This is a genomic window from Henriciella mobilis, assembly GCF_003576285.1.
In the GTDB taxonomy this organism is placed as follows: Bacteria; Pseudomonadota; Alphaproteobacteria; order Caulobacterales; family Hyphomonadaceae; genus Henriciella; species Henriciella mobilis.
In genome coordinates, this window is the sequence record NZ_QWFX01000013.1 from 816,209 (window position 1) to 829,082 (window position 12,874).

The 12,874-nt window shown below is 64.1% G+C and carries 14 protein-coding genes; 11 read left to right on the forward strand and 3 right to left on the reverse strand.

Going from position 1 to position 12,874, the window contains the following annotated elements; all coding sequences use genetic code 11:
- Positions 1 to 11 precede the first annotated feature (11 nt).
- Positions 12 to 1,475 carry an MFS transporter gene (locus D1223_RS14460; protein ID WP_119377107.1) on the forward strand — a complete coding sequence of 488 codons (1,464 nt, stop codon included), beginning with the start codon at positions 12 to 14 and terminating at the stop codon, positions 1,473 to 1,475.
- 202 nt (positions 1,476 to 1,677) lie between these two features.
- Here the strand turns inward: D1223_RS14460 and D1223_RS14465 are convergent, their stop codons facing one another.
- On the reverse strand, positions 1,678 to 2,598 hold the full coding sequence (locus D1223_RS14465; protein ID WP_119377108.1) for a crotonase/enoyl-CoA hydratase family protein: 921 nt from the start codon (positions 2,596 to 2,598) through the stop codon (positions 1,678 to 1,680).
- 132 nt (positions 2,599 to 2,730) lie between these two features.
- On the opposite strand from D1223_RS14465, the gene D1223_RS14470 reads away from it, so the two are divergent.
- The 4 genes from D1223_RS14470 (at position 2,731) to D1223_RS14485 (ending at position 6,741) form a co-directional block, all read left to right on the forward strand.
- Complete coding sequence (locus D1223_RS14470; protein WP_119377109.1) at positions 2,731 to 3,036, forward strand: hypothetical protein; 306 nt, start codon at positions 2,731 to 2,733, stop codon at positions 3,034 to 3,036.
- Complete coding sequence (locus D1223_RS14475; RefSeq protein ID WP_119377110.1) at positions 3,033 to 3,959, forward strand: sterol desaturase family protein; 927 nt, start codon at positions 3,033 to 3,035, stop codon at positions 3,957 to 3,959. Before D1223_RS14470 ends, D1223_RS14475 begins: the two co-directional genes overlap by 4 nt.
- A gap of 103 nt (positions 3,960 to 4,062) precedes the next feature.
- Positions 4,063 to 5,031 (forward strand): sterol desaturase family protein, encoded by a 969-nt coding sequence (locus D1223_RS14480; protein WP_233353182.1) that lies wholly within the window; start codon positions 4,063 to 4,065, stop codon positions 5,029 to 5,031.
- A 159-nt stretch (positions 5,032 to 5,190) separates the two neighbouring features.
- Complete coding sequence (locus tag D1223_RS14485; protein WP_119377111.1) at positions 5,191 to 6,741, forward strand: acyl-CoA synthetase; 1,551 nt, start codon at positions 5,191 to 5,193, stop codon at positions 6,739 to 6,741.
- A gap of 20 nt (positions 6,742 to 6,761) precedes the next feature.
- Here the strand turns inward: D1223_RS14485 and D1223_RS14490 are convergent, their stop codons facing one another.
- Positions 6,762 to 7,163: a GFA family protein gene (locus D1223_RS14490; protein ID WP_158588498.1), complete on the reverse strand. Its 402-nt coding sequence runs from the start codon at positions 7,161 to 7,163 to the stop codon at positions 6,762 to 6,764.
- A gap of 73 nt (positions 7,164 to 7,236) precedes the next feature.
- Between D1223_RS14490 and D1223_RS14495 the strand changes: the two genes are divergently transcribed.
- The 6 genes from D1223_RS14495 (at position 7,237) to D1223_RS14520 (ending at position 12,112) form a co-directional block, all read left to right on the forward strand.
- A complete protein-coding gene (locus D1223_RS14495) occupies positions 7,237 to 7,824 on the forward strand; it encodes a TetR/AcrR family transcriptional regulator (protein WP_119377112.1) in 588 nt (195 codons plus the stop codon).
- 90 nt (positions 7,825 to 7,914) lie between these two features.
- Complete coding sequence (locus D1223_RS14500) at positions 7,915 to 8,370, forward strand: MaoC family dehydratase (RefSeq protein WP_119377113.1); 456 nt, start codon at positions 7,915 to 7,917, stop codon at positions 8,368 to 8,370.
- A gap of 105 nt (positions 8,371 to 8,475) precedes the next feature.
- Positions 8,476 to 8,895 (forward strand): peptide-methionine (R)-S-oxide reductase MsrB, encoded by a 420-nt coding sequence (gene msrB / locus D1223_RS14505; RefSeq protein WP_119377114.1) that lies wholly within the window; start codon positions 8,476 to 8,478, stop codon positions 8,893 to 8,895.
- Complete coding sequence (locus tag D1223_RS14510) at positions 8,892 to 9,290, forward strand: hypothetical protein (RefSeq protein ID WP_119377115.1); 399 nt, start codon at positions 8,892 to 8,894, stop codon at positions 9,288 to 9,290. Before msrB ends, D1223_RS14510 begins: the two co-directional genes overlap by 4 nt.
- Positions 9,291 to 9,368: 78 nt before the next feature.
- The gene (locus D1223_RS14515; RefSeq protein WP_119377116.1) at positions 9,369 to 9,746 is read left to right on the forward strand and encodes a limonene-1,2-epoxide hydrolase family protein; all 378 of its coding nucleotides are present in this window, start codon (positions 9,369 to 9,371) and stop codon (positions 9,744 to 9,746) included.
- A gap of 95 nt (positions 9,747 to 9,841) precedes the next feature.
- Positions 9,842 to 12,112, forward strand: a complete 2,271-nt coding sequence (locus D1223_RS14520; RefSeq protein WP_233353183.1) for a S9 family peptidase — start codon at positions 9,842 to 9,844, stop codon at positions 12,110 to 12,112.
- Positions 12,113 to 12,388: 276 nt separating this feature from the next.
- On the opposite strand, the gene D1223_RS14525 is transcribed toward D1223_RS14520, so the two are convergent.
- Positions 12,389 to 12,874: OmpA family protein (locus D1223_RS14525; protein WP_147372754.1), on the reverse strand; the 486-nt coding region annotated here is incomplete at its 5' end.

Consider the following 12,874-nt stretch of genomic DNA (forward strand, 5'->3'; position numbering starts at 1 on the left):
GAGCGTACCGAATGACGGATGACAACCGCGACGCGGAACCCGGCGAGGAAGACATCGACCTCGACGGCCTCGAGGACGACCGCACCGTCCAGATCAAGTCCCCGGTCAGCGGCATCGACAGCGCGACCGGCGCCGGCACCTCGCTGGAATTCACCGCCCGCTCGCTATTTGCCCGGCGCACGCATCGCTGGGTGAAATCCGAACTGCCCGCCTACCTCCTGATCCAGTGCAGCTGGTACATGGCCTTCGGGCTGCAGATGGTGCTGTTCCCCTACCTCATCACCAACCGGCTCGGCCTGGACGGGACCGAGCTTGGCCTTGCCAACATGGCGCTGTCCGGCCCGTCCGTGATCTTCCTGCTGCTGGGCGGGGTGATCGCGGAACGCTCGCGCAGCAAGCCGCTCCTGATGATCCTGCACTTTGCCGCCGCCCTGCCTGCGGCCGGCCTCGCCTTTGTGCTGGCCACCGGCAATCTCGCCTATGGCTTCATGATCATCTACGGCATTGCGATGGGCACGGTCGGCGCCTTCATGATGCCGGCGCGCGATTCGGTGCTCAATGAAGTGGTCGACCGGCGTTCGCGGGTCGGATCGGGCGTGACCCTGCAGCAGGGCGTGGCCTTCGCGACCATCGCGCAGTTTGCTGCGCAGATCGCGGGCCTCATCATTGGCGGCTATGCCGACAAGCTGACCCGGATGCCGGACTTCCTCGGCGGCTTCTCTGTTGGCCCGATCCCGAGCTGGGAACTGCTGACCTTCCAGGCCATCATCGTCGCGATGGGCACCGGCTTTGCGATCTTCCTGGCCCGCGGGCGCAGCGTGCGCACGGGCCGCTCGGGCCTCGGCGCCGCCTTCGGGGACATCAACGAAGGCTTCCAGGTGGTGCTGGCCAATCCCAAACTCTGGGCGATGACGGCGCTGATGTTCGGCGTCGGCATCTTCGTGATCGGCTCCTTCCTCGTCGTCCTGCCAATTATCAACCGGGACATTTACGGCCTCGCTTCGGACGGCATCCGCGACATGTTCGTGACCTTCTGGCTCGGCGCCTTCGTGTCATCTGTGGCGCTGTCGGTGTTTCGCCATATCAAGCGCCAGGGCCGGCTGCTGCTGACCGCGCAGCTGCTCGGCTCGCTCGCCATCCTGATCATGCTGGCCAAGCCGCCGCACTGGGTGTTCCTCTCCATCGTTTTCGCCTGGGGCCTTGCTGCCGGGGTTTCGATCGCGATGAGCCGCTCCATCGTTCAGGATGCCGCCCCGAAGGACCAGCTGGCGCGCGTGCTGTCGATCTACCAGCTCGGCTTCATGGCCGGGGCGCCCTTCGGCGCTGCGCTGATGGGCTGGCTGGTCGACTTCTTCCCCGACCAGCCGCAGCGCGTGGCCGTGGTCCCGGCGCTCGGCATGACCATCCTGATCATCTGGATGGTGATCCGCACGCCGATCTGGAACATGAAGAATGTGAGCCCAGGCCGCGCCTGACCGGGCCGGCTCTCGGCGCAGTCTCTTGAATGAACGACATTTAATGCAGCCGGGAGCGACGGAATCCCTTGTGCCGGGCGTCTGATTTTCCACATGCGGAAAACAGGAGCCGGCGTTTCCTCCCCTCGACGCCCGAGCCGGCCTCCTGGAGCGGGTAGCCTGGCCATTGCGGCCGGCTACCCGTTCAAGCCGCCAAGGCGCCTCAGCCGCCTTTCTTCGAAATCCACTTGAAGGACGGATCCTCCCACCACGGGAAGAAGGTCGGCATGCCGCTCGACACCGGCACGGTGTATTCGGCGGCCCGCTTTTCGAGGAAGCTCATCACGCCCTCTTTCGCATCCGGCGACTGGCCGCGCTCATAGATGGCCGCCGAATCGACGATGTGCGCTTCCATCGGGTGCGACGCGCCCAGCATGCGCCACATCATGTGACGGGTGAGCGCATTGGAGACCGGCGCGGTCTTGGTGGCGATCTCGGTGGCCAGTTCCTTGGCCCGCTTCATCAGGTCGGCCTGCGGCACGACTTCGGAAACAAGCCCGCCGGCCAGCGCTTCGGAGGCCGGGAAGACGCGGCCCGTATAGCACCATTCCAGCGCTTTGGAGATGCCGACCAGGCGGGGCAGGAACCAGCTCGAGGCGGCTTCCGGATTGATACCGCGGCTGTTGAAGACAAAGCCGAAGCGGGCATTGTCCGAGGCGATGCGGATATCCATCGGCAGCTGCATGGTGACGCCGATGCCGACGGCCGCGCCATTGATCGCGCCGATGACAGGCTTCAGGCTTTCGAAGATACGCAGCGTCACGCGGCCACCGCCATCGCGCTGGATGTCGGTCTTCTCCGTCCGGCCCGCTTCGCCCGAGGAGGCGCGGGCGTCATAGTCGAACGTCTTCGCGCCTTCCGATAGGTCGGCCCCGGCACAGAAAGCCCGCTCGCCCGAGCCGGTAACGATGACGACCTTCACATCGTCATCCTTGTCGGTCTCGTCGAAGGCGGCGATCATTTCCTGCATCATCTTGCCGGTGAACGCGTTCATCTTGTCCGGCCGGTAGAGCGTCAGCACGGCAATGCCGTTCTCCTTCTCCAGCTTGATCTGCTCGAATTCCTTGATGACAGTTGCGCTCATCGGCGGCTCTCCCAATTGGTGTTGATCTTCTCGATGGCGCCAGAGAGGCGGATTTCCCCCACGTCCGTCAAGCACCAATCGGACGGCTTTTCGCCCTTCAAAAAATCTGACGCCCGTGTCAGATTTAAAGGCATGAGAGCCCTGCTGCGTAAAACCTGGCGGCCAGCCCTGGCCCTGTCGCTTGCCCTGGCGGCCACCGCGTGCGCGCGCCAGCCCGAGATTGTCGTGACACCCGGCGACCCGCCCGGCTTCTTCCTCGGCCTTGTCCAGGGCTTCTTCATCATTTTCGCCTTCATCGGCACCTTCTTCGATAGCGACATCGCCATTTACGCCGTGCCGAATTCGGGCTGGACCTACAATCTCGGCTTCATCATCGGAGCGGCCCTGTTCTTCGGCATGGGCGGCGCAGGCGGCGCCTCGGGACCGCGCAAGTCATGATCGATTGGCCATCACCGACCACGCTGGCGGCGCCGGCTTTCGTCCTGTCCGTCATCTGGGAATGGTGGGCGGTGAAGACCGGGCGTGCCGGCGGGCGCTATGAGACCAAGGACGCCCTCACCTCCATGGCGATGGGGATCGGCAACCTCGTCGTGAACACGCTGACCGGCACGATTGCCCTGTGGATGATGATGCTGGTCTGGCCGTTCCGCCTGGCCGAGGTCCCGGTGACGTGGTGGAGCCTGATCGTCCTCTTCGTCGCCTATGACCTTGTCTATTACTGGAAGCACCGCCTTGCCCACCGCATGCGCTGGTTCTGGATGGAACATGTCACCCACCATTCCTCGACGCATTACAACCTCACCACCGCGCTTCGCCAGCCATGGTTCGGGCCGTTCACCGGGCTGATCTGGATCGGCCTGCCGCTGGTCTTCCTGGGCTTCCATCCGCTTTTCATCTTCTTCGTCGGCGGGCTGAACCTCGTCTACCAGTTCTGGATCCACACCGAGGCCATCGGGAAAATGCCGGCCTGGTTCGAAGCGGTGATGAACACGCCCTCCCATCACCGCGTCCACCACGCCATCAATCCGCGCTATCTCGACAGCAATTATGCCGGCGTCTTCATCGTCTGGGACAAGATGTTCGGCAGCTTCGTGCCGGAGCTTGAAAGCGACCCGCCCACCTACGGGATCGTCAAGCCGCTCGCCAGCTACAACCCGCTGACCGTCGCCTTCCATGAAGCGTTCGGCCTGGTGCGCGACTGCTGGCGCGACGGTCTGCGGCCGGATCGCTGGCTGCGCCGCTGCATCAACGGACCCGGCTGGAGCCCGGACGGCCAGCATAACCGGTCGGCCGAACTGAAAGCCGCCTGGGTCGCCGCCCACCCCGAAGATGCGGGAACGCCCGGCCTGCCAAAAACCTGACCAGACGGCCTGCCCGACAGCTTGTCGCACAGCGCGCCCCTTGAGCCGCGAAGCGAGTTCACGTTTACGTGATCCGAGTTTGAGTAGACGAGGATCGCAGCTGATGCCGCAATTGCCAGTACTGGGTTTGATCGCCACACCTGTTGTACTGGCTGCGATTGCAATCGAATGGTGGGCGGTCCGCAAGGGCCGGATCAACGGGCGCTACTGCGCCAGGGACGCGGCGACCTCGATCTCCATGTGTGCCGGCAATATCATGATCAACTCCGCGCTGGCTTTCCTGTCGCTGGGCGGCCTGGCGCTGGCGGCGCACTGGCGCGTGATCGATCTGGGCGTAAGCCTGACCACATGCGTGACCGGCTATATCCTGCATGACTTCCTCTATTACTGGAAACACCGCGCCGGCCACCGCATGCGCTGGTTCTGGGCCGAGCATGTGACCCACCATTCCAGCCAGCACTACAACCTGACAACGGCGCTGCGCCAGCCATGGACCGGGCCGCTGACCGGTCTCCTGTTCACCGGCATCCCGATGGTCCTGCTGGGCTTTCCGGTCGTCATTGTCCTCGGCGCCTCCAGCGTTCACCTGGCCTACCAGCTCTGGATCCATACCGAAGCCATCGGCAAGCTGCCCGCCTGGGTCGAGGCGATCTTCGTCACACCGTCGCATCACCGCGTGCACCATGCGACAAATCCGGAGTACCTCGACTCAAATTACGGCGGCACGCTGATCATCTGGGACCGGCTGTTCGGCAGCTTCGTGCCGGAGGCAGCCGATGAGGCAACCCGCTATGGTATCGTCAGGCCGTTGCGCACGCACAATCCGCTCGTCGTCGCCTATCACGGGTTTGGCGGCCTGTTTGCGGATTTCTGGCGCGACGGCCTGAAGCCGCACCATTGGGCCCGGCGCGCCGTCAATCCGCCCGGCTGGTCACCCGATGGCGATCACCAGCGCAGCGACGAGCTGAAGGCCGAATGGCGGGCGCGCATGGCGGCTGGCCTGGCCGCGGATGAAGACGAACTCATCCAGGAGGACTCCGCGCCTGAAGCGATGAAGGTCGCCGCCGAATAGGCCTGGTCCTCCGCCTTGCCACCGGCGCTACAGCCAGACACAACATCCTTCCCCAGCGTCGGGCATGGACGAGCCCCCCGGTCTTGCTAAAAACGCAGCAGATCACAAGCGCGACCTGCGCCACCAGAGCGCACGCCGACCGGAGGAGACCTAAAGCCAATGCATCCCAGTCATTTCGCCAAGTCCAAACCGGACGCCCCCGCCTACATCATGGCCAATTCGGGCGAGACGGTTACGTTCAAGCAGCTCGACCAGCGCTCGAACCAGATCGCCCGCCTGTTCCGCGCGCATGGCGTCAATCCCGGCGACACGATTGCCATCTTTGCCGAGAACAGCCCGCGCTATTTCGAGATCGCCTGGGCCGCGCAGCGCTCGGGCCTTTATTATGTCTGCATCTCGTCCCGCCTGACGGCGCCCGAGGTGCAGTACATTGTCGAGGATTCAGGCGCAAAGGTGCTGATCGCGTCGGCAGGGCTCAGTGGTGTCGCCACCGAGGTGCGCCAGATCACGAACCTCGACGCCTACTGGTCCATCGATGGCGACATCGTCGAGTATCAGCCGCTTGAAGAGCTCCGCGCGCAGCAGCCGGACACGCCAATTGCCGACGAGATGGCCGGCACCGACATGCTCTATTCCTCGGGGACGACCGGCCGGCCGAAGGGCATCCGCCCGCAGCTGGAACTTGGCCAGAAGATCGACGAGCCGAACGTGCTGCTCGCCCTCGCCAAGGCGCTGGCCAAGGCCGACGGACCGGACATGGTCTACCTGTCGCCCGCCCCGCTCTACCACGCTGCCCCGCTTCGCTGGTGCATGACCTTCACCCGTTTCGGGGCAACGCTGGTCATCATGGAGAAGTTCGACCCGGAGAAATTCCTGGAGCTGGTGGAGAAGTACAAGGTCACCCACACCCAGCTCGTGCCGACCATGTTCGTGAAGATGCTGAAGCTGCCGGAAGAGGTGCGTGAGAAGTATGATGTCTCCTCGCTCGTCTCTGCCATCCACGCGGCTGCGCCCTGCCCGATCCCGGTCAAGGAGCAGATGATCAAATGGTGGGGCCCGGTGATCGAGGAGTATTATGCCGGCTCCGAAGGCAATGGCATGACCTGGATCAACTCCAGCGACTGGCTGAACCACAAGGGCTCGGTCGGACGGCCGGTGCATGGCGAGCTTCACATCTGCGACGAGGAAGGCAACGAACTCCCCGTCGGCGAGCCGGGCACGATCTATTACAGCGGCACGACGCCGCCGAACTATCACAACGACCCGGAGAAGACGAAGGGCGCCCTCAATCCCAAGCATCCGGAATGGTCGACGCTCGGCGATGTCGGCAAGCTCGACGAGGACGGCTTCCTCTACCTCACCGACCGCAAGGCTTTCATGATCATTTCCGGCGGCGTGAACATCTATCCGCAGGAAGCCGAGAACGTGCTCATCACCCACCCGAAAGTGGCCGATGTCGCGGTGATCGGCGTCCCGAACGAGGAGTTCGGCGAAGAGGTGAAAGCCGTCGTCCAGCTGGCGGAGGGCATTGCCGAGAGCGAGGAAGTGGCCGAAGAGCTGCTCGAGTTCTGCCGCTCCAAGCTTGCCAAGATCAAATGCCCGAAATCGGTCGATTTCGATCCGGCCCTGCCGCGCCACCCGACCGGCAAGCTGTACAAGCGCCTCGTGCGCGACCGCTACTGGGGCAAGGAAGACTCGACGATCGTCTGATCCCGGATACCGCCCGGCGGTCAGGCCTGTGGCGGCAGGCTCTCATGTCGCGGCATGCCGGCGAGCGCCCTGACACAGGCTGTCTCATGCCGGGTCCAGATCTGGTCGGTCGGACGCACATCATCGGGATTGTCAAAGCTCTCCGTCGTGATGTCGACCAGGCCGGGCATGTAGTCCGCCTCGAAGAACAGCGTTGTCCCGCAGGTCCCGCAGAAGGAGCGGCGCACCCCCGGCGAGGAAGCGTGGACGCTGACGGCCGGCCGGTCCACCGTCAGCGCCGCCGTGTCGAACATTGCCCAGCCCACCAGCGGCGCGCCGGCTGATTTACGACAGGACGGGCAATGGCAGACCGCCGAGAAATGCACCGGCCCATCGACGCTGAACCGGACCGCGCCGCACTGGCACCCACCTTGCGCTTGCATATCTCCACATCCTCCCATAAAACAAACAGACTGTTTGTTTGTGTATCGCTTTACCGGAAGGCAGGCAAGCCTCATGGCAAGAAATCCGGATCGGACCGCGCGCACCCGCACCCTGATCATTTCGGCGGCCCGGACCCTGTTCGGCAAGCATGGCTATGGCGAGGTCTCGACGCCGCAGATCGCGGACGCGGCCAGTGTCTCGCGCGGCGCCATGTATCATCACTTCAAGGACAAGGCCGCCATACTCGAAGCCGTGATCGAGGCCGAATATGCCCGGATCGCCCGCTTCATCGACAAGGCCGCTCGCGGCACCGGCGACCCGGTGGACGACCTGGTCGAAGGCGGCGACGCGTTCCTGTCGGCCATGAGCGACCCGGTCTCGCGCCAGCTCCTGCTGATCGACGGACCCGCCGTGCTCGGCATGGTGCGCATGAACCAGATCGACACAGCCACGACGACCCGGGAACTGGCACTCGGCATCAAGGCCGCCCAGGCGGCCGGCCGACTGCCCGGCGATATCGATGCGGCCGCACTGACCAGCCTGATGACCGGCGCCTATGACCGGGGCGCCATAGACGGTTTCGCGGCGGCAGAGGAGCGCAGGCTTGCCGTGCGCCATGCAATCCGCGCGATCTGGTTCGGCCTGTCGAAGCTCGCCTGAGCCCTGCTCCCACGTCAGCCCTTGGCAAAGCCGGGCCGAATGCGCATTAGGAATGGCAACGCCACGAAATCAACAGGAAGAGGAGACTCCATGGCTGACCCGAAGAAAGTCCATTACAACGACCTTGAATCCATCTCTGGCCAGGAAGTCGGCGTGTCCGACTGGGTCACGATCGACCAGGACCGCGTCAACATGTTCGCCGACGCCACCGGCGACCATCAGTGGATCCACGTCGATGTCGAGCGCGCGACCAAGGAAATGGGCGGCCCGATCGCGCACGGCTTCCTGACCCTGTCGCTGCTGCCCATGCTCGGCGCGCAGGTCCTGCGCATCGAAGGCACGACACGCGGCATCAATTACGGCTCCGACAAGGTGCGCTTCACCAACATGGTCCCGGTCGGCTCCAAGGTCCGCCTGCGCCAGAAATGCCTCGCGGTCGAGCCAAAGGCCGGCGGCAAGCAGACGCGCATGGAAGCGACGATCGAGATCGAAGGCCAGGATCGCCCGGCCCTCGTCGCCGAGACGCTGACCGTGGTGTACGGCTAGGGCGTGGATGCCTGACGAACCGACAGGAAGCCGGGCCACCATGCCCGGCTTTTTTGTTGGCCGCGCCAGCCCTATATTCAGCCCAGCAGACAAAGGAGCCTCCCCATGCTTCCACCGAAACCGGCTGACAACTTCAAGCGCGTCTCGAAATCCGAGAAGGAATGGCGCGAACAGTTGACGGAAGAACAGTTCCGCGTCGGCGTGAAGGACGGCACCGAGCGCGCCTTCACATCGACGCTGAATGACGAGAAACGCGACGGCGTCTATCACTGCGTCGGCTGCGGGACGCCGCTCTGGTCGTCGGAGCACAAATTCGACTCCGGCACCGGCTGGCCGAGCTTTTACAAGCCGATCCGCGAAACCGCCGTCGACACCAAGCGCGACTTCAAGATGATCATGCCGCGCACCGAATGCCATTGCGCGACCTGCGGGCTGCACATGGGCCACGTCTTCAAGGACGGCCCGCCGCCAACCGGCGAGCGGTGGTGCATCAACGGCGTCGTGCTGGACTTCCGGCCTGCATGAACCGGCGCACGCTCGCCATCATTGCGGGCTTTATCGGCTTTTCGGCACTGGCCTGGATCGGGACGCGCCTCGCCTATCCCGAGCGCACCGCCTATGCAGGCCACTGTGTGGACCGCATCGATGGCGCCCTCGCCAATAGGTGCGATGTACCGGTTGTCGCCGCCCTCTGCCGGGAGGCCGACGGCACAAGGCGCCCGGATGACGATTGCGCTTTCCAGACGCTGGCGCCGGGCGAGGCTTTCACCGCGACGCTCGACACCGCGCTGACGGGCAGGCCGTATACCATGGCCTGCAACGCGCCCTTCGTGCCGCGATGGAAAGTCAGCAACAGCAATTCCAATCTCTTCCAGAAGGGCTGCCGCAAGCCGGACAAGTCGTCCGGGCAGCCCGCCTGATCTGGCAAGCCCCTCTGGCCGGGCGGCCTGTCTGCCCATAGGATCAGCGCAAAAGCTGTATCTGGAGGGACCGGCACGATGAGCGAAGCCAACAACATCGAGACCATCAAGGCATTCATTGAAGCCTGGACGCGGCTGGACGCCGACGAGATCGTCTCTTTCTTCACCGATGACGGCGTCTATCACAACATGCCGATAGAGCCCGTGCAGGGAAAGGATGCGCTGAAGGTGTTCATCCAGCGCTTCATTGCGGACTGGACCAGTACCGAATGGGACCTTCTCAACATCGCAGCCAGCGGCAACATCGTGATGGCCGAACGGCTCGACCGTACAATGGTCGGCGAGACGAAGGTCGACCTTCCCTGCTGCGGTGTTTTCGAGATGTCGAACGGCAAGATCGCCGTGTGGCGAGACTATTTCGACATGGCCACCTACACCCGCCCGCTGACCGGCTGACCATAAATTCGCCCGCCCCAGCGCAGGGATCATCTGGACAGCCCCCTCAAAGCCCTTAGGTTTTCGTTTCTCGATAAGAAGGGGAAGCCTGATCCATGCGTCTGAAATTTCTGCTGGCAACTGCCGCCGGTGCAGCCCTACTTGCAGGGTGCACCACGCAAACCGGAGCAACCGAGCTGAGCGACAATATGACAGAATCCGCAGCATCCACGCCGCAGGCAGTCGACGCCGAAGAAACGGTGAGCACCGCCCTCACCCCACCCACGGCAAAACGCGAGCCCGTCACCATCGAACAGGTCGGGCGCACGCGCACCGATCCCTATCAGTGGATGAAGGATGAAAACTGGCAGCAGGTGATGCGCGACCCGTCCGTGCTGCGCGCCGACATCCGCGAATATCTCGAAGCCGAGAACGCCTACACCAAGGCCGCCCTCGAAGACCCGACAGAAGGCCTCCGCGAGACGCTGCTGAAGGAAATGCGCGGCCGCATCAAGGAAGATGACAGCTCGGTGCCGGCCAAGGATGGCCCCTATGCTTATTATGTGCGCTATCGCGAGGGGGGCGAGTATCCGATCTATGCCCGCCGTCCGGCCGATCAGGCCTTTGACGACTCAGCGCCCGAAACCCTGCTCTTCGACGGCGACAAGGAAGCCGAAGGCAAGAGCTACTTCTCGATCCGCGGCATGGACAACTCGCCCGATCACAAGCGGCTGGCCTATGCCATCGATACCCAGGGCAGCGAATATTACACGATCAGCGTGCGCGACATAGAAACCGGCGAGCCGGTCGGCACACCGATCGAGGGCACCTATGGCAGCTTTGAATGGGGCGCTGATTCCGACCTTCTCTACTGGGTCGAGCGAGACGATATGGGCCGCCCGACGGCTGTCTTCCAGCGCGACCTGAACACTGGTGAGGATGTCGAGATCTATCGCGAAGAGGATCCAGGCTTCTTCGTCGGCGTCGGCAAGACAGAGTCCGAAGACTACATCATGATCGAGACCGGCGGGCACACGTCCGGCGAAGTCTGGTTCTTCCCCGCCGATGCGCGCACGCCTGAGCCGAAGCTTGTCGCGCCGCGCAAGGAAGATGAGGAATACGACGTCACCCACTGGAACGGCGCGTTCTATATCCTGACCAATGCCGATGGCGCGGTCGACTTCAAGGTCATGAAGGCCCCGATCGACCAGCCGGGCCGCGAGAACTGGGAAGAAGTCATTCCGCACCGGCCGGGCACGCTGGTCCTCGGTCTTGATGCCTACAAGGATCACCTCGTCCGGCTGGAGCGCGAGAACGCCCTGCCCCGCATCGTGATCCGCGAACGCGAATCCGGCGACGAGCACACGATCGAGATGGACGAAGCCGCCTACCAGCTGGGCCTCGGCTCGGGCGAATACGACTCGACGGTGATGCGTTACAATTACGAATCCCCGGCCGTGCCCGACCAGACCTATGATTATGACATGGCGACGCGCGAGCGGGTGCTGCGCAAGACGCGCGAGATCCCGTCCGGCCACAATCCGGAGGACTATGTCGTCGAACGCCTGCAGGCACCGGCCTGGGACGGCGAGACGGTGCCGGTCACGATCCTGCGCCGCGCCGATACGCCGGTCGACGGCTCGGCGCCGCTGCTGCTTTACGGCTATGGCTCCTACGGGATCACCATCCCGGCGAGCTTCTCCTCCTCACGGCTGTCGCTGGTCGACCGGGGCTTCATCTATGCCATCGCCCATGTGCGCGGGTCGCAGGCGAAGGGCTATCAGTGGTATCTCGATGGAAAGCTCGACAAGAAAGAGAACACTTTCAAGGACTACGTCTCCTCTGGCCGCTATCTGGTCGAGAATGGCTACGGATCTGAAGGCCGCGTGGTCGGCATGGGCGGCTCGGCCGGCGGCCTGCTGATGGGCGCGGTCTCGAACATGGACCCTGCCCTGTTCGGCGGCATCGTCGCGGCGGTGCCGTTCGTCGATGTGGTCAACACCATGTCGGATGAGAGCCTGCCGCTGACCCCGCCAGAATGGCCCGAATGGGGCAACCCGATCACCGACGCAGAGGCCTATGACACGATCATGGCCTACAGCCCCTATGACCAGGTCTCCGATCAGGACTATCCGGCCATGCTCATCACGGGCGGCCTGTCGGACCCGCGCGTCACCTATTGGGAGCCCTCGAAATGGGCCGCGAAGCTGCGCCATGAAGCCCCCGAAGGCGGGCCCTACTTCCTGCGCATCAACATGGATGCCGGCCATGGCGGCTCGACCGGCCGCTTCGAAGGCCTGAAGGAAACGGCGGTCGAATATGCCTTCGCGCTCGCTGCCGTCGGCAAGGCCGAGGGGCTCGACGTCTCGCGCGCAGCAGAAGACTGACCGGCCCGCGAACGTCCTCGAAGAAAATGAGGAAAGCCCGCGCCGGCAAGATCGGCGCGGGCTTTTTTTATCGCCGGCGGCGCGTCGGTCTCCGGACCAGACCGGAATCAGACTGAAATTGTACTGGAATCATACGGAAATAAGACCGTTCAAACACCTTCGGACGGGTCGCCCTCGGGCCCCATCCATCCCCGGACTTTCCAACAGTCTGCGCCATAAAAAAATGGCCCGGCGCATTGCCGGGCCATTCCTGTTTCTGGTTGTCGGATCGGCGTCCTAGCGGACGATGATCGTGACTTCCGAACGACGGTTCAGCGGCTCGCGAACACCGTCGCGCGTCGCCTTGGCGAGATCGTTCTCACCGCGGCCTTCGGTCGAGATCATGTCAGACCCGATGCCACGCGACGTCAGCGCTGTGGCAACAGAAGCCGCACGGCGCTGCGACAGGCGAGCGTTGTAGGTCGCCGCACCCGACGTATCGGTGTGACCAACAATCGTCACCGAGCCCGGGGCACAGTCTTCACGCGCCCGGATGTTGGCAACGGCCTGGTCGATCACCGCAGCGGCCTGGCTCGTCAGGTCGGAGCTGTCCCACTCGAAGTAGACCACGAAGGCCTGGTTCAGCGTCGAGCAGGCTGCGACCGGCGCTTCCTCAACCTCTTCCGGCGGCGGCGGTGGCGGCGGCGGAGGCGGTGGAGGCGGCGGCGGTGGCGGCGGCGGCGGTGGCGGAGGCGGCGGCGGTGGTGGCGGCGGCGGGGCGCC